Here is an 18,039-nt window from a genome sequence, read left to right on the forward strand (position 1 = left end):
TTCGTCTCCCCCCCGGCCCCCTCCCTTTTTCGGCCGCCCCCTCGGGGCCCCCCACCCCCCCCCGGGGGGGGGTGGTCCGCCCCAAAGCTCGCTCCTACAAAGAGCATTACGCGTCAGAGGAACCAGCGGTACTCCCGCGCGCTGACTTCGTTCATGAAGTCCAGGTGGTCGTGGCGCTTGTTCTCGCAGTAGACGAAGACGAACTCGCTGCCCAGGCCTTCCTTCACCACCGGGTGGTCTTCCATCTCGGCAACGGCGCCGAGCATGTCGCGGGGGAAGTCGATGCCGCTGGCGCGGTCTTCGTTCAGCGGCGGGATCGGTTCCTGGCGGGCCTCCAGGCCGTGTTCCATGCCGGTGAGGATTGCCGCGAGCACCAGGTATGGGTTGGCGTCGGCGCCGGCCAGGCGGTGCTCGATGCGCAGGTTCCTGCCATCGGATTCGGGAATGCGGATGCATGCATCGCGGTCCTCGAAGCCCCAGCTGGCCTTGCTCGCGGCGTTCACGCGGGAGCCGTAGCGGCGGTAGGCGTTGTGGTTGGCGGCGAAGATCGGCATGCAGTGCGGCAACAGCTCCAGGCAGCCGGCCACGGCGTGGCGCAGGGCCTGCTGGTTGTCGCGGTCGAGCAGGTTGTTGCCGTCGCGGTCGTACAGGCTGACGTGCACGTGCATGCCGCTGCCCGGCGCATGCAGGTAGGGCTTGCTCATGAAGCTGGCGCGGTAGCCGTGCCGGAGCGCCACGCCACGGGTGGCGCGAGTGAACAGCGCGGCCTGGTCGGCGGCGTGCAGGCCGTCGTCGCAGTGGGCGAAGTTGATCTCGAACTGGCCCGGGCCGATCTCGGCAGTGATGACGTTGGCGTCCACGCCCTGCTCGCGGGAGGCTTCGACGATCTCGTGGAGCACGTCAGAGAAGCGCGACAGGCGCTCGATGTGCATGTTCGGCTGGTCGTCCTCGTCGTCGCTCAGCGGGTCGCGCGGGTACTGCGGCAGGCCGGCATCCAGCTTCTTGTCGAACAGGTAGAACTCCAGCTCGAAGGCCACCACCGGGCGGATGCCCTTGGACTCCAGGCGCTGCATGACGCGGGCGAGGACTTCGCGCGGCTCGAACTCGATGGGCGCCTCGGTGCCGTCGGAGCTGATCAGCATCTGCCCCAGCGGCTGGTTCTCCCAGCGCACCGGCTTGAGCGAGCCGGGGATCAGGCGGCGCGGCGCATCCGGGTCGCCGTCGTTGAAGCAGTAGTCGCCGATGGGATGCAGGCCGCCCTGCACGCCCAGCAGTACGCAGTTCTGCGGCAGTTTCAGCGGGCTGCCGGCGGCGACTTTTTCCAGCATGTCCACGGGGTAGCGCTTGCCGTAGAAGTGGCCGGGAATGTCCAGGCAGATCAGGTCGACGTAGCGGATGTCCGGGTATTGCTGGCGGAAGGCGCGGACTTCGCTGAGCAGGTCGGGATGCATCGGGCGGTTCATGATGTTCTCTGGGGCCTTTGTGCGGGGGCAGCCGGATCGTTTTCCCAAGCCAACCCTCGCGGGCTGGCTTGGGAAATCAAGTGAAGATCCACAGCACCCTGGTTGGTTTTTCGGTGAGGTTGCCGTAGCGGAACTGGCTGTGCGGCGGCAGCTGGAAACTGTCGTTGGGGTAGAGGGTGACGGTGTCGTCCTCGTACCAGATGGTCAGCTCGCCTTCGAGGACGAAGCCGCCCTGCTCGGAGCTGTCGTTGAGATGGCCTTCGCCGCTTGTGGCGCCGGGGGCCAGGATGCTGTCGAGCATGGAGAAGCCGCCGGACATGTTCGGCGAGGCGAGGATGTCGGTGACGCCGCCGGCGTAATACAGGGTGCGGCGGTCGTTCGGGCGGGTCACCCAGTCGCGCTCGCGGCGGGTGTCGCCGGCGTAGAAGTAGGTGGTCGGTACGCCCAGGGCTTCGCTGATGGCGGTGAGGTCGGCGACGGTGGGTTGCGACAGGCCGCGCTCGACCTGGGAGAGGAAGCCCACCGAGCGGCCGATCTGCTCGGCCAGCTCGCCCAGGGTGAGGTTCTTGTGCTTGCGCAGGTCGCGGATCAGCGTAGCGAGATTTTCGTTGGCAACCGTCTGGGTCATGGTGTGGTCCGGATTCAGATGAAATCGCGCAATCGATACCAGGCCTTGCCGACGGCTTCCAGTGGCGCGGCGAAGCGCTGGCCGCCGGGAAACCCGGGATTGCGGATGCGTTGATAGAGGTCAAGCTCGTCGCTGCGGCCGAACATGGCTTCGCTCACGGCGTGGGCGGCAGCCAGGCTCGGCAGCACGCCGTGGCCGGAATAGCCCTGCAGCCAGTAGAGGTCGCCGCGCCGGCCGATGTCCGGGGTGCGCCGCATGCTGCAGTCGATGTGCCCGCCCCAGGCGTATTCCAGCTCGACGCCCTTGAGCTGCGGGAACACCCGCTCGACATAGGGACGCGTGGCGGCGCGGATGTCCGAGGGCATGCCGCCCAGGTAGGTGCAGCCGCCGCCGAACAGCAGGCGATGATCGGGGGTCAGGCGGAAGTAGTCGAGGACGAACTGGTTGTCGGTGACGCAGCAGTTCTTCGGCAGCAGCGAGCGAGCCAGTTCCTCGCCCAGCGGCGCGGTGGCGACCTGGTAGGTGCCCACCGGCAGGATGCGTTCGGAGACGTCGCGGTCCAGCCCGTCGATGTAGGCATTGCAGGCCAGCACCAGGGCGGCGCAGCGCACGCTGCCATGCTCGCCATTGGAAAGCTCGGTCGTCACTTCGTAGCCGTTACCCGTCTCGCGCAAGCTCAACGCACGGGTCTGCTCGAAGATGCGGCCACCGGCGCGCTCGATGGCGCCCGCCAGGCCGTAGGCGAGCTTCAAGGGGTTCAGGTGCGCGGAGTTCGGGTCGTACAGGCCGGCCTGGTAGCGGTCGCTGGCGATCCACTGCGGCAGCTCTTCACGGGGGATGAATTGCAGGCCTTCGTAGCCCCAGCGGCGATTGGCTTCGGCCTGCCAGTCGTAGAGCGAGCCGACCCGGCGTTGCAGCACCGCGGTCCACAGATGGCCGATGCGGTAGTCGCACTCGAAGCCGTGACGTTGCGGCAGGTCGCGCAGCTCGTGGGCAGCCCAGAGCATGCCCTGCCACAGGCGCAGCGCGCCTTCGTGGCCAAGGTCATCCTCGATGGGACCCAGGTCGCTGGACCAACCCGGCAGAGCCTGCCCGCCGTTGCGTCCGGAGGCAGCCCAGGCAATGCGGCTGGCCTCGATCACGCAGACCTGGCGGCCGCCTTCGGCCAGTTGCAGCGCCGTGTGCAGGCCGCTGAACCCGGCACCGATCACCAGGACTTCGCAGTCCAGCGGCTCGCGAAGGGCTTCGCGCGGCTGGATCAGTTCGGGGTTGGCACCGGCGTAGTAGGTGCCGACCGGCTCTGACGAACGCAGGAACATCGCGACCTCGTGAAATTGTTCTGATTATTTTTCATGAAAAATAACAGAACAAATTTCACAAGGCTAGCCCGTCGCGATTTCGCACAGACGGGCAGCGTTTCACCTGATCAGGAAGACAGCACTGCAGCGCCGTCCTGCTCTCCGCGCTTCTGCCGCACGCTGACCACTACCACCAGCGCCACCAGGATGCCGGCGAGGATGGCCGAGGAGCCGATGGTGCCGAAGTCCAGCCCGCCCTTCTCGTGGGACTTGGTCAGCACGTCGCCCAGGGTCGCGCCGAACGGACGGGTCAGTACGAAGGCCACCCAGAACAGCAGCACCGAGGACAGCTTGGTGAAGTAGTGCAGCGCCACCACCACGGCGATCAGGCTGCCGATCAGCAGCGCGCCGCCGGCGAAGCCCAGGCCCGAGTCGTCGGCGAGGAAGTCGCCCAGCGCGGTACCCAGGGTGTTGGAGAAGAGGATCGCCACCCAGTAGAACATCTCGCCCTTGAAGCTGCGGATGTTGTCCACCGACAGCGAGGTGCCGCTGAGGCGCCAGGCCGCGAAGATCGCCGCGAGGATGCTGATGAGGATCGCCGACCCGGTGGCGTAGCCCAGGCCCAGGGTGCGGTCCATGAAGTCGGACATGGTGGTGCCGGCGGTGCTGGTAGAGAGGATCACCAGCCAGTACAGCCAGGGCACGTAGCGCTTGCTGGCGAGCTGGCCGAACAGGGTGACGAGGAACAGGCTGATAAGGATCAGCGAGCTGATCGCATAGCCGACGTTGAGGGTCATCGACAGCAGGTCGCCGGCGGTTTCCCCCAGCGTGGTGGCGCAGATCTTCATCACCCAGAAGGCCAGGGTGATCTGTGGCAGTTTGTTGTTCACGGGTTTGTCTCCGGAAATGAGCGGGATCGACACGTGCCCTGACTGACAAGCGCGTCGCTGCACCCCGGAGTCGGCGGTCTCCCCCGATAACCCCCTGGCGCATGGTCGTGGAGACTGAAGGCGGCGCAGTGAAGAAAGGGTCAAGCCGGTATGAAAAATCCATTCGCGATCTTCCTCCCCGGCCAACCGACGGATGACAGATCACATTGAGTTGCTATGGTTTCAGGTGGGGGCGATGCGCCCGAGGACCGCTTCACTTCGCGCGTGGCGCATGGGGATAGGGATGAATCAGATGATCAAACCGCAACCGTACTGCAAGAACTGCCGGCTGGCGCCGCCGACCCTGAGCGACGAGAAGGTCCTGGAGCTGGAGGCGATCATCAAGCCGGGGCACCTGCTGCACAAAGGGGACTTCGTGTTCCGCCAGGGCGATCCGTTCCATAGCGTTTACCTGGTGCGCTCCGGTTCGATCAAGACCTTCACCACCAACGAACAGGGGCTGGAAAAGATCACCGGCTTCTACTTCGCCACCGAGATCTTCGGCTTCTCCGGCATGGGCGAAGGCAGCTACCCGGTATCGGCGCAGGCGCTGGAAAGCACGCTGTGCAGCGAGATTCCGTTCAGCCAGCTGGAGGACCTGTCGCTGCAGATTCCGGGCTTGTCGCACCAGATCATGCTGATGATGAGCCGCAAGATCCGCGAGGACCAGCAGATGAAGCTGCTGCTCTCGCGCCTGAACTCGGACTCGCGCATCGCGGCCTTCCTGCTGAACATCTCCGCGCATTTCCGCGAGCGCGGCTTCTCCGCCACGCGCTTCCGCCTGAGCATGTCGCGCAACGAGATCGGCGATTACCTGGGGCTGGCGGTGGAGACCGTGTCGCGCAGCTTCACGCGCCTGCAGAAGCATGGGCTGATCCGGGTGGACGGGCGGGAGACGGAGATTCTCGATTTCACCGAGCTGTGCGCGCTGGCCGGGGGCGAAGTCGAGCTCTGAGATTCAGCATGGGGGCGGGGTTCGCGAGCAAGCTCGCTCCTACAAAAAGTAGCTTTGCCCAACGCGTCAGAGTGGCCCTGAGCCTGTAGGAGCGAGCTTGCTCGCGAACCGCCCCAGCACCGCCCTGAAGCCTGCACGACGCCGCCCTTCGTAGGAGCGGAGCTTCTCCGCGATCACCGCGATAGCGGTGCATGGGCCGGCATGAGCCATGGCGTCATGCCCTTCCTGCACAGCCCAAAGCCCCTCTCCCTAACCCTCTCCCGCAAGCGGGAGAGGGAACTGATCGGCGCAGAATGAAACGACACCGCCAGCCGGCACGTACGACCCCCTCTCCCTCCGGGAGAGGGCTGGGGTGAGGGAAAGCCCCGGCACCCGCCCCCCCCAGCCCATCAGGTCCCGATCACACCGCCATCATCCTTGGTGATCACCAGCGTCGTGGAACGCGGGATGCTCTTGCCGTCGCTGGCTGGGAAGCTGATTCCCGGGTGCTGGATATTCACCCACAGCGTCCTGCCATCCGGCGTCTGGGTGATGCCGGTCAGCTCGCAGCCGCGCGGGCCGACCAGGAAGCGCCGCACCTCGCGGCTGTGCGGGTCGGCGCAGAGCAGTTGGTTGCAGCCCATGGCCTGCATCGGCGCTTCGGCATCGTCGTAATCGGTCTCGATCCACAGACGGCCGGCCTGGTCGAAGTAGAGCCCGTCCGGCGAGGAGAAGATGTCGCCATTGATGGTGCCGATCAGGTTCTCCGGCGCGCTGGAGCCCTTGTGCTCGCCGGCCAGGAGGAAGATTTCCCACTGGAATTGGGTGGCGGTCGGGTCACCGCCGGCTTCGTTCCAGCGCAGGATCTGCCCGTGGAGGTTGTCCTTGCGCGGGTTGGCGGCGTCCACCGGCTGCTTCTTGCCGCGCGCGTCATTGTTGGTGAGGCTGACGTAGACCTCACGGGTGGTCTGCTGCACGGCAACCCACTCGGGGCGGTCCATCGGCGAGGCCCCGAGCAGGTCGGCAGCCGCCCGGGCGTTCACCAGCACCTCGGCCTGGCTGGCGAAACCGTTGTCTGCGGTCAGGCCGTTCTGCCCGTGTACCAGCGGTAGCCACTGGCCGCTGCCGTCGGCATTGAAGCGGGCGACGTAGAGGATGCCTTCGTCCAGCAGGTCGACGTTCGCTGCGCGGTTGTTCGGCTCGTACTTGCCGGCCGGGACGAACTTGTAGATGTACTCACCCTTGGTGTCGTCGCCGTAGTAGAAGGCCATGCGGTTGTCGGCGCCCAGCGAGAGGGTCGAGCACTCGCGGCAGAAGCGGCCGACCGCGGTGCGCTTCTTCGGCGTGGAGGTCGGATCGAACGGGTCGATCTCCACCACCCAGCCGAAGCGGTTCGGTTCATTGACGTGGCCGCCGTGGGGCTGGTCGGCCTTGGGCGTGGCGTCGAAGCGCTGATCCACCGCTTCCCAGGCGTAGTAGTTGCTGAATTGGCCGTTGGACAGGCCGTAGCGCTTGTGCGAAACGCGCTTGGCGAAGTCGTCCTTGTCGCGGTTGACGAAGTACTGGTGCCAGTTCTCTTCACAGGCGAGATAGGTGCCCCAGGGCGTAACGCCCATGGAGCAGTTGTTCAGGGTGCCGAGCACCTGTTTCGCCTCGGGGTCGCTGGCCGTGCGCAGCAGGTCATGGCCGGCCAGCGGCCCGGACAGCGCCAGCGGCGAACTGCCGGTGATGCGCCGGTTGTAGCTCGATCCCTCGACGCGCTGCCAGTGGCCGCTGGCGTCCTTCATCACCTCGATCACGCTCAGGCCGTGGGCGGCGATTTCCTTGCGCACCTCACGTTCCGGGCGACCACGCGAACCATCGGGACGCTCCTCGAAGGTCTGGCCCTTGGGGTGCAGCGTCGGGTTGATGTACTCGTGGTTGATCACCAGCAGGCCGTGGCGGTCCGGCGCGTCGGGGAAGGGGAAGTAGTGCATGCCGTCATGGTTGTCGCCGGCCTGTAGCTCCTGGGCTTTCCAGTCCTCGCTGGCGTCGCCCTTCCAGGCCGGCGCGCCGGTCACCACGGCGTCACCCCAGGAGAAGAACGGCCGCGCGCTGTAGCCTTCGGCGACTATCACCCGGTCGAACTTCGGGTCCTGCTGCACCGGCACGCCCTTGAAGCCCAGCAGCGCAGTAGGCACCGGGGCGTCGGCGGCGAACAGCGAACGGCCGGGGAACAGGCTGCCGCCGAGGAAGCCGACCGCGCCCAGCACCAGGCTGTGCTTCAGCAGGCGGCGGCGCGAGGCGTCGATGATCTCGCTCATCGGCAGGTTGCCGGAGGGATTGATCGACTGGTCGTCGAAGGCGGCCAGCCGGTCGTGGAAATCCTGGAATCGCTCGCTCATCAGATGGTTCCTTCCGCGCGGCCGTCGTCTGACGGCTCGGGTTGTCAGTAAAAGCTATCGGCGGAAGGTTAGGAACGCGGTGTTACGTCGGCATGACAACGGCGCCGAGCCCTGTGACAGGCTCGGCGGCGGCAATAAAAGCCGCCCCGCAGGACCAAGACGACGTCCGGGGGCGGGCGCGAGGGCAGTTGCGAGGCACGTTGCGCATTCGTGCCTCTGGCATTCGGGGAGCGGCGGTCTTCAGCGCGGCCTATGGAAGGCGCGGGGTATTCCACCTTTGTCTATCCGTCTGATCCGGCTGACAGGCGCTAGAGTAGTGGCCTGGATAGCCGGCTATCCATTTCGATTTTCCAGTTTCGTTGATAAGCAACCCTTATGGATTTCCGCCAGCTCCGCTATTTCGTCGCGCTCTACGAGGAAGGCCATGTCGGACGCGCGGCCGAACGCCTGGCAATTTCCCAGCCCGCGCTGTCGCAGCAGATCCGCCAGCTGGAGCAGAACCTCGACGTAGCGCTGTTCCAGCGCAGCGGCAAGCACCTGCTGCCCACCGCCGCCGCGCACACGCTGTACAACCATGCGGTGCCACTGCTCGAAGGCCTGGAGCGCGCCCGCGAGGCGTTGCGCGGTTTCCGTGGGCAGAGTGCGCGCAGTCTGGCCATCGGCGTGCTGCAGACGGTCAACGCGAGCCTGGTGCCGCACCTGGTGGAACGCCTGCACGCCGCACAGCCGCATGTGCAGGTGCGCATCTACGAACTCTCGGGGGTGGAGATCGAACGCCGCCTGCTGATCGGCCAGCTGGATATCGGCATCGGCTTCCTGCCACCGCGCCAGCCGGCGCTGCACGGCGTGGAGCTGTACCCGGACGAACTGCAACTGGTGGTCCCCGCGGACCATCCGCTGAAGGACTTCAAGAAGGTGTCGCTGGCCCAGGCGGCGGAACTGCCGATGCTGCTGCTCGGCGAGGAATTCCGCGCCCGGCAGATCTGGCAGGAGCAACTGGCAGCCATCGGCCGGCGGCCGCGGGTACAGGCGGAGCTGAACCACATGGGCGGCATCCTCGACAGCCTGCCGCACAGCCGCTTCGCCACCGTGCTGCCCGGCCGCGCGCGGCAGATGCACGTGCACAAGGACCTGCTCTGGAAGCCGCTCAGCGAGCCGCGCATTCCGCTGAGCGTGGGGCTGGTCTATCGCGATGCGCAGCGGCAGCAGCCGACGGTGGAGTTGTTGCGCTCGTTATTGGATGGGGCGGTGTGACGTCCCGCTTTCTGTAGGAGCGAGCTCGCTCGCGAATGATCGGCGCGGGGCCTGGTTCGCGAGCAAGCTCGCTCCTACAGGTCCGGCTCGCGACAACGTGCCTCATTCGGTATGCGGTGACGTTCGATCGCGCGTAGGAGCGGACTCTGTCCGCGATGGCTTCCGGCGCGCTGCCATCCTATCGCGGACGAAGTCCGCTCCTACGCAAAGATTTCTGAGCCGCGAGGAAATCGCAGGCAAGAAAAAACCCCGCTTCTTGCGAAGCGGGGTTTTGCAGACCGATATCCTGACGTCCGTGCTAGCCACCGTCCTTGGTGGATTCCCTTGTTTCCGTATTGTCGTTGGCGCTTCCTGCGCAATGTCCTGACTGAGAACAAGGTTACCGCTGTAGGCGGTTGTCAGTAAGACGCCGATCACCACCGCTGTATGTAAGCTTTGGCTTACACGGATTAGGAATAGACCCCGTCAGAAAGGAAATATTCCAAAGAAAAAGCCCCGCCTGGGCGGGGCTCATCTGACAGACCACTTAGAACTGCGCGGCGTCCAGCAGGTACAGCGACTCGCTGCCGGCCTTCACCGAGGCGGTCAGGGAGTGGATGCGCGGCAGCAGGCGGGCGAAGTAGAAGCGCGCGGTACCCAGCTTGCTGGCGTAGAACTCGTCCTGGCCTTCCTTGCCCAGCGCTGCGCGAGCCATCAGGGCCCACATGTACGCGTAGGCGGTGTAGCCGAAGGCGTGCAGGTACTCGACCGAGGCGGCGCCGATTTCGTTCGGGTTGCCCTTGGCGCGGTCCAGGACCCAGGCGGTCAGCTCGTCCAGGTTCTGCACGGCGGCGTTCAGCGGGCCGGTGAATTCGCCCTGCTCAGCCGACGCCGAGGCGGTGAAGGCGCGAATCTCGTCGGTGAACAGCTTGGCGTAGGCGCCGCCGCTGCCGACGATCTTGCGGCCCATCAGGTCCAGCGCCTGGATGCCGTTGGTGCCTTCGTAGATCTGGGTGATGCGGCAGTCGCGCACCAGCTGCTCCTGGCCCCACTCGCGGATGAAGCCGTGGCCGCCGAAGATCTGCTGGCCGTGGATAGTGGTCTCCAGGCCCATGTCGGTGAGGAAGGCCTTGGCTACCGGGGTCAGCAGGGCGACCAGTTCCTCGGCGCGCTTGCGAGTGGTCGGCTGTTCGCTGTACTTGGCGGTGTCCAGCTGCATGGCGACGTAGCTGGAGAAGGCGCGGCCGCCCTCGTTCAGCGCCTTCATGGTGAGCAGCATGCGACGCACGTCCGGGTGGACGATGATCGGGTCGGCGGCCTTGTCCTTGGCGACCGGGCCGGTCGGCGCGCGGCTCTGGATACGCTCGCGGGCGTATTCCACGGCGCTCTGGTAGGAGCGCTCGCCAGTGGCCAGGCCCTGGATGCCCACGCCCAGGCGCTCGTAGTTCATCATGGTGAACATGGCGGCCAGGCCCTTGTTCGGCGCATCGACGATCCAGCCGGTGGCGCCGTCGAAGTTCATCACGCAGGTGGCGGAGGCCTTGATGCCCATCTTGTGCTCGATGGAGCCACAGGAGACGGCGTTGCGCTCGCCCAGCGAACCGTCGGCATTGACCATCACCTTCGGCACCAGGAACAGCGAGATGCCCTTGGAACCGGCCGGCGCATCGGGCAGCTTGGCCAGCACCAGGTGGATGATGTTCTCGGTCAGGTCGTGCTCGCCGCCGGTAATGAAGATCTTGGTGCCGGAAATCTTGAAGCTGCCGTCGGCCTGCGGTTCGGCCTTGGTGCGGATGATGCCCAGGTCAGTGCCGGCGTGCGGCTCGGTCAGGCACATGGAACCGGCCCAGGTGCCGGCGTACATGTTCGGCAGGTATTTGCCCTTGAGCTCTTCGCTGGCGTGGTTGAGCAGCGACAGGCAGGCGCCGGCGGTCAGCATCGGGTAGAGGCCGAAGGACAGGTTGGCCGAGTTGACCATTTCCTCGACCTGGGCGCCGATCACCTTGGGCATGCCCATGCCGCCGAATTCCGGCGCGCCGCCCACGCCCACCCAGCCGCCTTCGGCGTAGGTGCGGTAGGCCTCGGGGAAGCCGGCCGGGGTCTTCACGCCCTCGGCGCTCCAGCTGCAGCCTTCTTCGTCGCCGCTGCGGTTCAGCGGGGCGATCACACCGCCGGTGACCTTGCCGGCCTCTTCGAGGATCGCCGCGGCGGTCTCGACGTCGACGGTCTCGGCCAAGGCGGGCAGCTCGGCCCACAGATTGGCGACCTCGAAGACTTCATTGAGGACGAATTGCATGTCGCGCAGGGGAGCTTTGTAGTCAGCCATGATGGATCCTCGAACGAAAACGACGGCTGATCAGGCAGCCAGCGGTATCAGAATAGGAGGTACACGAAGGTACGCCGCCGGAGTTTACTCCAACAACTTTTCAGACTTTAAGCGTCATGTTGTGACCGCACAACTATTGATTGGTCACAAAGTGTAGCCGTGCCGGAGTGTCGCGGGGTGACTGACCAGGCGGACCTCCGGGCCAACGGAAGCGTAGGGCGCATAAAGCGGAACGCTTTATCCGCCGGCCCAGCGGCGGATAACGCCGTTGGCGTTATCCGCCCTACGCAGCCAAAGGGATTACAGGGCGAACTGCTCGGCCGACAGGCGCATCAGCACTTCGGAGCCAGCCTCTGCCGCTGCCACATGGGCGTGAGCGCGCGGCAGCAAACGGCTGAAGTAGAACTCGCCGGTGGCCAGCTTGGTCTGATAGTAGGCCGCCTCGCTGGCGCCCTCCTCCAGCTTCTGCTGGGCGACGAGCGCCATGCGCAGCCAGAAGTAGCCCAGAGTGACGTAGCCGGAGAACATCAGGTAGTCGACCGAGGCCGCGCCGACTTCGTCCGGGTTCTTCATGGCGGCCATGCCGACCTTCTGGGTCAGCTCGCCCCACTGCTTGTTCAGCGCCGCCAGCTGGGCGACCTGTGCTTTCAGCTGCGGGTGCTCGGCATGCTGCTGGCAGAGCTGGTGCACCAGCCTGGTGAAGCCCATCAGCAGTTTGCCCTGGCTGCCCAGGACCTTGCGGCCCAGCAGGTCCAGCGCCTGGATGCCGTTGGTACCCTCGTAGATCGGCGCGATGCGGCAGTCGCGCACCAGTTGCTCCATGCCCCACTCGCGGATGAAGCCGTGCCCGCCGAATACCTGCATGCCGATGTTGGTGACCTCCAGGCCGGTCTCGGTCATGAAGGCCTTGCAGATGGGCGTGAGGAAGGCCAGCAGGTTGGCCGCGCGCTCGCGCTCCTCGGCGTCCTGGGAGAGGTGCTCGATGTCCAGCAGTTGCGCGGTGAAGTAGGCCAGCGCGCGGTTGCCTTCGTTGAACGCCTTCATGGTCAGCAGCATGCGGCGCACGTCCGGGTGGACGATGATCGGGTCGGCGGGTTTCTCCGGCGCCTTCGGCCCGGTCAGCGAACGCATCTGCAGTCGGTCCTGGGCATAGCGCACGGCGCCCTGGTAGCTGGTCTCGCCGAGGCAAAGGCCCTGCATGCCGGTACCCAGGCGCGCGTGGTTCATCATGGTGAACATGCAGGCCAGGCCCTTGTTGGCCTCGCCGATGAGGAAGCCGCGGGCGCCGTCGAAGTTCATCACGCAGGTGGCGGAAGCCTTGATGCCCATCTTGTGCTCGATGGAGCCACAGGCGACGGCGTTGCGCTCACCGGCTTCGCCGTTCGCGTCGAGGTTGAATTTCGGCACGATGAACAGCGAGATGCCCTTGGTGCCGGCCGGTGCGTCGGGCAGCTTGGCCAGGACCAGGTGGATGATGTTCTCGCTCAGGTCGTGTTCGCCGGCGGAGATGAATATCTTGGTGCCGGTGATCGCGTAGCTGCCGTCCGCATTGGGCACGGCGCGGGTCTTGATGATGCCCAGGTCCGTGCCGCAGTGCGGCTCGGTCAGGCACATGGTGCCGGTCCAGACGGCGCTGGTCATGCGCGGCAGGTAGGTGTTCTTCTGCTCGGCCGTGCCGTGGGCGTGGATGGCGGCCATGGCGCCCTTGGTCAGGCCGGGGTACATCCCCCAGGAACAGTTGGACGCGCCAATCATCTCGCTGACCAGCAGGCCGAGGGACGGCGGCAGACCCTGGCCACCGAATTCCGGGTCGCTGGAAACGCCGTTCCAGCCGGCCTCGACGTACTGCGCGAAGGCTTCCTTGAAGCCCTTGGGCGTGGTCACCACGCCGTTGTCGAAGTGGCAGCCTTCTTCGTCGCCGGAGCGGTTCAGCGGGGCGATGACCTGCTCGCAGAACTTGGCGCCTTCCTCGAGGATCGCGGCGAACATGTCCGGGGTGGCGTCGGTGGCGCCGAGGGCTTCGTAGCGGCCGGTGAAGTCGAAGACTTCGTCGGTGAGGAAGCGCACGTCGCGCAGGGGGGCCTTGTACTCGGGCATCGCGAATCTCCGTTCGGTTCAGGGCGCCAGCGTGGCGCGGAAACCTCGAACCTAACGGCCCGCGACGATGCGGACAATCACGCTGCACGTGCTGAATGCGCGGTCATAACGCAAGCGGTTCAGGCGGTGCGCACCGCTCCGCGACGCGACTGCCCATGCACGGCCACGCGGTTGCGCCCGCCGCTCTTGGCCGAGTACAGCGCCTCGTCGGCGCCCTTGATGACTTCCTCCGGGCTGCGCCGCTCACCATCGCGCTCGGCGACGCCAACGCTGATGGTCACCGAAACCGTCTGCGCGTCCTTGCCGGCGCGCTTGCTGCGGCCCTGGCGATCATCCTTGGGGCGATTGCCGCGGTCGCGCAGGTGCATGGCATAGCCCTCGATGGCTTGGCGCACGCCGTCCAGGTAAGGCAGGCATTGCTCCACCGTCTTGCCGGCGAACACCAGGGTGAATTCCTCGCCGCCGTAGCGGTAAGCCTTGCCGCCGCCACCAGTGCGGCGCAGCTGGCTGGCGACCATGCGCAGCACCTGGTCGCCGACATCGTGGCCGTGGCTGTCGTTGAATTTCTTGAAGTGGTCCACGTCTATCATCGCCAGCACGTACTGCTGGCCCAGGCGCTGGAAGCGCTCGTTCAGCGCACGGCGTCCCGGCAGGCCGGTAAGCTCGTCGCGGAAGGCCATCTGGTAGGCCTCGTGAGCCACCGCACCGGCCAGGGTGAGCATCACCAGGCTCGTCATCACCGTCAGCGCGTGGGGCAGGATGAACACTTTGGGCAGCATCCACAGCAGCCCGAGCAGAGCTACCAGCTGCGCGGCGTGCAGCGGGCGCGGCTGGCGCATGTAAGCGGCGACCAGAGCGATGAAGGCCATGAGGAAACCGAAGTAGGACAGCTGCGCCAGGTTCATCCAGTGACCGTGCAACGCCGGCCAGTAGGTGTCGCTGAGCAGCTCCGCCAGGCCCTGCGGGAAGCGCTTGGCCAGCGCCGTCGCCACCCCGGCCACGGCGATCAGCGCGGCGCTGCGGGCGAGCAGGTCCTGCAACATGTGCATGCGCTCCTGCCAGATGCCGTAGAGGCCGTAGAGCAGCGGCAGCAGTACGCAACACAGGTGGAACACCAGCGCTGCCTCCGGCATCACCACACGGTGCGCCTGGAAGTAGTCGACCTGGGTATCGAGCAGGAAATACGCGATGTACACCGCGCTCAGCATGAATAGCTGGCGCTGGCGGCCGTAGACCAGGCACAGCGCGCCGCCGAGCAGGAGCAGCAGGGTCGGCAGGACGTTGAACAGGGAGATGAAGAAGTCGGACAGTTCGGCCAGGGAACCGGCGGCGATGCCGGCCGGAATCAGCAGCACGGGCGTGAGGAAATGGCTGAGCCGATAAGGGGCCGTGGGTCGCACAGGGGGTTCCGCAAGAGGGGTGCCGGGTTCGCCGTCAGTCGTGCGGCAAGTGGCGTAATGATGGCATTTTCTGCGGCATTTTGTGTGCCTTCGGATACGAAAAAGCCCGCCTTGCGGCGGGCTTTTTCCTGGTCAGCGGACGGACGGCGAACCGTCCCCCGGAGTGCTGATCAGTAACCGAGGGCGAAATCTTCCTCGGCCAGGTCCATCAGGTTGTTGGCACCGGACAGCATGGAGCCAACGTGCGCGCGGGTACGCGGCAGGATGCGCTGGAAGTAGAAGCGCGCGGTCTTCAGCTTGGCCTGGTAGAAGGCCTCTTCGCTGGTACCGGCAGCCAGCTTCTCGGCAGCCAGGCGAGCCATGTCGGCCCAGAAGTAAGCCAGGCAGGCGTAGCCGGAGTACATCAGGTAATCCACCGATGCGGCGCCGACTTCTTCGCGGTCCTTCATGGCAGCCATGCCGACCTTCATGGTCAGGTCGCCCCACTCCTTGTTCAGCGCAGCCAGCGGTGCAACGAATTCCTTGACGGCTTCGTTGGCTTCGTTGGCCTGGCAGAACTTGTGCACGATCTTGGTGAAGCCCTTGAGCGCTTCGCCCTGGGTCATGAGGATCTTGCGGCCCAGCAGGTCCAGCGCCTGAACGCCGGTGGTGCCTTCGTACAGCATGGAGATGCGGCTGTCGCGGACGTTCTGTTCCATGCCGTGCTCGGCGATGAAGCCGTGGCCGCCATAGATCTGCACGCCGTGGTTGGCGGCTTCGAAGCCCACTTCGGTCATGAACGCCTTGGCGATCGGGGTGAGGAAGGCCAGCATCGAGTCAGCGGCTTTCTTCTCTTCTTCGTCCTGGCTGCGCTGGACGATGTCGACCTGCTTGGCGGCGAAGTACAGCATGGCGCGGTTGCCTTCGGCGAAAGCCTTGGCGGTCAGCAGCATGCGGCGAACGTCCGGGTGCACGATGATCGGGTCAGCAGCTTTTTCCGGCGCTTTCGGGCCGGTCAGCGAACGCATCTGCAGACGCTCGCGAGCGTAGGCGATGCCACCCTGGAAACCGATTTCAGCGTGGGCCAGGCCTTGCAGCGCGGTACCCAGGCGAGCGGTGTTCATGAAGGTGAACATGCAGTTCAGGCCCTTGTTCGGCGGGCCGATCAGGAAGCCGGTGGCGGCGTCGAAGTTCATCACGCAGGTGGCGTTGCCGTGGATGCCCATCTTGTGCTCGATGGAGCCACAGGAAACGGCGTTGCGCTCGCCCACATTGCCTTCGGCGTTGGGCAGGAACTTCGGCACGATGAACAGCGAGATGCCCTTGGTGCCCTGCGGGGCGTCGGGCAGGCGGGCCAGCACGATGTGGACGATGTTGTCGGCCATGTCGTGTTCGCCAGCGGAGATGAAGATCTTGGTGCCGGTGATCTTGTAGGTGCCGTCAGCCTGCGGTTCGGCCTTGGTGCGCAGCATGCCCAGGTCGGTGCCGCAATGCGGCTCGGTCAGGCACATGGTGCCGGTCCACTCGCCGGAAACCAGCTTGGTCAGGTAGGCCTGCTGCTGCTCCGGGGTGCCGTGGGCGTGCAGGGTGTTCATGGCGCCGTGGGACAGGCCCGGGTACATGCCCCAGGACCAGTTGGCCTGGCCGACCATTTCGCTGATCGCAAGGCCAAGGGATTCGGGCAGACCCTGACCGCCGTGCTCGACGTCATGGGCCAGGCTCGGCCAGCCGCCTTCGACGAACTGCTGGTAGGCCTCTTTGAAGCCGGTCGGAGTCTTGACGCCTTCCGGGCTCCATTTGCAGCCTTCCAGGTCGCCAGTGCGGTTCAGCGGAGCGATTACCTGTTCGCAGAACTTCGCACCCTCTTCGAGGATGGCATTGACCATGTCCGGGGTGGCGTCTTCGGCGCCCGGCAGGTTCTGGTAGTGCGCTTCGTAGCCCAGCAGCTCGTCGCGAACGAAACGGATATCACGCAAGGGGGCCTTGTAATCAGGCATAGCGGTAAACCTCTACGAAGGGTTCTGGTTAATGGGCGACCGGTTGCTGCGGTCGCAGTGCGGGAGCATTCCCGGCCGCCCAGTCGGTGCGCGTACGCATCCGGACAGTCAAACAGGCGTTTGAAACATACGTTTACGCCATACCCTTGTCAAGCGTGCAAACCGACCGCCTGGTCACGCTCGGCGGGCTGTCTGCGGGGTGTCTTCGCAGTGTCGCCCTGAGGGTAATTAAAGCCCATGGCAGAGCGGCCGGCGTGTCACGAGGACAGCCGGCCGCGGCGCAGAATTCAGGGGGAGAGGAAGGTCGCGATCAGGCGCGGATATCGAGCAGGGTGCCGAGCGTTTCGTCGGCGGCCTGGATGACCTTGGCGCCGGCTTCGACCTCATGCTGGCCACGGCGCAGGTCCACCAGATGGTCGGTCAAGGCGTCGCTGGAAGCGGTACGCGCACCGGCATTGGCGATATCGCTGCCGGCCTGGTCGACACGGCGCTGCCCGGTCTGGACGCTGGCCAGACCCGCAGAGAAAGCATTACCGGAGATTTCCATCGCAGTGCCTCCACGACAAAGCAGCAAGTGGCCACTATTCAAGCAGACGGTGCCCGCCAGGCCAAGGCCCGGTTACAAATCGAGGATGCCCAGGTCCAGGTGCGCAGCAACCGCCGCCGGAGTCGCAAGGGCCAGGCGCGGCACGCGTCCGACGCAGGGCGCGGGCAGGCGTTCGGCGAGGGTGGCGAGGTTTTCTTCCAGACGGGAAGTCTGCGCATCGACGATGTTCGCCACCCAGCCGGCCAGCACCAGGCCGTCGCGCTGGATCGCCTCGGCGCTGAGTACCGCATGGTTGATGCAGCCCAGTCGCACGCCGACGACGAGTATCACCGGCAGCTGCAGGGCGATGGCCAGGTCGGAGAGGTTCTCCTCCCCCGCCAGCGGCACGCGCCAGCCGCCGGCACCTTCCACCAGGGTGAAATCGGCGCCCAGCTCCAGCACCGAGCGCACCGGTCCCGCAAGCGCCTCCACGGTCAGTTTCACGCCCTGCTCGCGAGCGGCAAGGTGCGGGGCGATGGCCGGCTCGAAGGCGAAGGGGTTCACCTGTTCATAGGCCAGCGGCACGCTGCATTCGCCCAGCAGCGCCAGCGCGTCCGAGTTGCGCAGGCCGTCGGGGCTGCGCTCGCAGCCCGAAGCCACCGGCTTGGCAGCCGCCGTGGACAACCCGGCCAACCGCGCCGCGTGCAGCAGGCCGGCGGCTATGGTGGTCTTGCCGATTTCGGTGTCGGTGCCGGTGACGAAGTAGGCGTGGGACATGGCTTTCCTCTGGTGCTCTTCGTAGGAGCGAGCTTGCTCGCGAACGGGACTCACCGGCAGCACCGGAG

At 65.8% G+C, this 18,039-nt stretch carries 13 protein-coding genes; 2 read left to right on the top strand and 11 right to left on the bottom strand.

The features are described from left to right. Window positions 1-113: 113 nt before the first annotated feature. The 4 genes from ACCC94_RS18285 to ACCC94_RS18300 form a co-directional block, all read right to left on the bottom strand. Window positions 114-1,463, bottom strand: a complete 1,350-nt coding sequence (locus ACCC94_RS18285) for a glutamine synthetase family protein (protein WP_413350909.1) — start codon at window positions 1,461-1,463, stop codon at window positions 114-116. A 76-nt stretch (window positions 1,464-1,539) separates the two neighbouring features. Further along, on the bottom strand, window positions 1,540-2,091 hold the full coding sequence (locus ACCC94_RS18290; RefSeq protein ID WP_413350910.1) for a helix-turn-helix domain-containing protein: 552 nt from the start codon (window positions 2,089-2,091) through the stop codon (window positions 1,540-1,542). 14 nt (window positions 2,092-2,105) lie between these two features. Further along, window positions 2,106-3,410 (bottom strand): NAD(P)/FAD-dependent oxidoreductase, encoded by a 1,305-nt coding sequence (locus ACCC94_RS18295; protein WP_413350911.1) that lies wholly within the window; start codon window positions 3,408-3,410, stop codon window positions 2,106-2,108. A gap of 107 nt (window positions 3,411-3,517) precedes the next feature. Beyond that, complete coding sequence (locus tag ACCC94_RS18300; RefSeq protein ID WP_413350922.1) at window positions 3,518-4,237, bottom strand: hypothetical protein; 720 nt, start codon at window positions 4,235-4,237, stop codon at window positions 3,518-3,520. A gap of 334 nt (window positions 4,238-4,571) precedes the next feature. Between ACCC94_RS18300 and fnr the strand changes: the two genes are divergently transcribed. Beyond that, window positions 4,572-5,273 (top strand): fumarate/nitrate reduction transcriptional regulator Fnr, encoded by a 702-nt coding sequence (fnr, locus tag ACCC94_RS18305; RefSeq protein WP_413350913.1) that lies wholly within the window; start codon window positions 4,572-4,574, stop codon window positions 5,271-5,273. 389 nt (window positions 5,274-5,662) lie between these two features. On the opposite strand, the gene ACCC94_RS18310 is transcribed toward fnr, so the two are convergent. Then, window positions 5,663-7,636, bottom strand: a complete 1,974-nt coding sequence (locus ACCC94_RS18310) for a PhoX family protein (protein WP_413350915.1) — start codon at window positions 7,634-7,636, stop codon at window positions 5,663-5,665. 375 nt (window positions 7,637-8,011) lie between these two features. Between ACCC94_RS18310 and ACCC94_RS18315 the strand changes: the two genes are divergently transcribed. Further along, window positions 8,012-8,890, top strand: a complete 879-nt coding sequence (locus ACCC94_RS18315; RefSeq protein WP_413350916.1) for a LysR family transcriptional regulator — start codon at window positions 8,012-8,014, stop codon at window positions 8,888-8,890. Window positions 8,891-9,416: 526 nt separating this feature from the next. Here ACCC94_RS18315 and ACCC94_RS18320 read toward each other — a convergent pair. The 6 genes from ACCC94_RS18320 to bioD all read right to left on the bottom strand — a co-directional run bounded on the left by ACCC94_RS18320 (window position 9,417) and on the right by bioD (window position 17,971). Beyond that, the gene (locus ACCC94_RS18320; RefSeq protein WP_413350917.1) at window positions 9,417-11,195 is read right to left on the bottom strand and encodes an acyl-CoA dehydrogenase C-terminal domain-containing protein; all 1,779 of its coding nucleotides are present in this window, start codon (window positions 11,193-11,195) and stop codon (window positions 9,417-9,419) included. Between the two features lie 300 nt (window positions 11,196-11,495). After that, window positions 11,496-13,292: an acyl-CoA dehydrogenase C-terminal domain-containing protein gene (locus ACCC94_RS18325; protein WP_413350918.1), complete on the bottom strand. Its 1,797-nt coding sequence runs from the start codon at window positions 13,290-13,292 to the stop codon at window positions 11,496-11,498. 119 nt (window positions 13,293-13,411) lie between these two features. Continuing rightward, a complete protein-coding gene (locus ACCC94_RS18330; RefSeq protein ID WP_413350919.1) occupies window positions 13,412-14,692 on the bottom strand; it encodes a diguanylate cyclase in 1,281 nt (426 codons plus the stop codon). A gap of 170 nt (window positions 14,693-14,862) precedes the next feature. Further along, a complete protein-coding gene (locus ACCC94_RS18335) occupies window positions 14,863-16,668 on the bottom strand; it encodes a phenylacyl-CoA dehydrogenase (protein WP_413350920.1) in 1,806 nt (601 codons plus the stop codon). Between the two features lie 310 nt (window positions 16,669-16,978). After that, window positions 16,979-17,215 (bottom strand): hypothetical protein, encoded by a 237-nt coding sequence (locus tag ACCC94_RS18340; protein ID WP_413350921.1) that lies wholly within the window; start codon window positions 17,213-17,215, stop codon window positions 16,979-16,981. Window positions 17,216-17,287: 72 nt separating this feature from the next. Beyond that, window positions 17,288-17,971 carry a dethiobiotin synthase gene (gene bioD / locus ACCC94_RS18345; protein ID WP_413350923.1) on the bottom strand — a complete coding sequence of 228 codons (684 nt, stop codon included), beginning with the start codon at window positions 17,969-17,971 and terminating at the stop codon, window positions 17,288-17,290. Between the last annotated feature and the right edge of the window lie 68 nt (window positions 17,972-18,039).

This window comes from Pseudomonas sp. Pseusp97 (genome assembly GCF_047304025.1).
Classification (GTDB): Bacteria; Pseudomonadota; Gammaproteobacteria; order Pseudomonadales; family Pseudomonadaceae; genus Pseudomonas.

Coding starts and splice junctions, on each gene's coding strand:
- ACCC94_RS18285 (WP_413350909.1), bottom strand. CDS start 1,463: ATGAACCGCCCGATGCATCCCGACCTGCTCAGCGAAGTCCGCGCCTTC.
- ACCC94_RS18290 (WP_413350910.1), bottom strand. CDS start 2,091: ATGACCCAGACGGTTGCCAACGAAAATCTCGCTACGCTGATCCGCGAC.
- ACCC94_RS18295 (WP_413350911.1), bottom strand. CDS start 3,410: ATGTTCCTGCGTTCGTCAGAGCCGGTCGGCACCTACTACGCCGGTGCC.
- ACCC94_RS18300 (WP_413350922.1), bottom strand. CDS start 4,237: ATGAAGATCTGCGCCACCACGCTGGGGGAAACCGCCGGCGACCTGCTG.
- fnr (WP_413350913.1), top strand. CDS start 4,572: ATGATCAAACCGCAACCGTACTGCAAGAACTGCCGGCTGGCGCCGCCG.
- ACCC94_RS18310 (WP_413350915.1), bottom strand. CDS start 7,636: ATGAGCGAGCGATTCCAGGATTTCCACGACCGGCTGGCCGCCTTCGAC.
- ACCC94_RS18315 (WP_413350916.1), top strand. CDS start 8,012: ATGGATTTCCGCCAGCTCCGCTATTTCGTCGCGCTCTACGAGGAAGGC.
- ACCC94_RS18320 (WP_413350917.1), bottom strand. CDS start 11,195: ATGGCTGACTACAAAGCTCCCCTGCGCGACATGCAATTCGTCCTCAAT.
- ACCC94_RS18325 (WP_413350918.1), bottom strand. CDS start 13,292: ATGCCCGAGTACAAGGCCCCCCTGCGCGACGTGCGCTTCCTCACCGAC.
- ACCC94_RS18335 (WP_413350920.1), bottom strand. CDS start 16,668: ATGCCTGATTACAAGGCCCCCTTGCGTGATATCCGTTTCGTTCGCGAC.
- ACCC94_RS18340 (WP_413350921.1), bottom strand. CDS start 17,215: ATGGAAATCTCCGGTAATGCTTTCTCTGCGGGTCTGGCCAGCGTCCAG.
- bioD (WP_413350923.1), bottom strand. CDS start 17,971: ATGTCCCACGCCTACTTCGTCACCGGCACCGACACCGAAATCGGCAAG.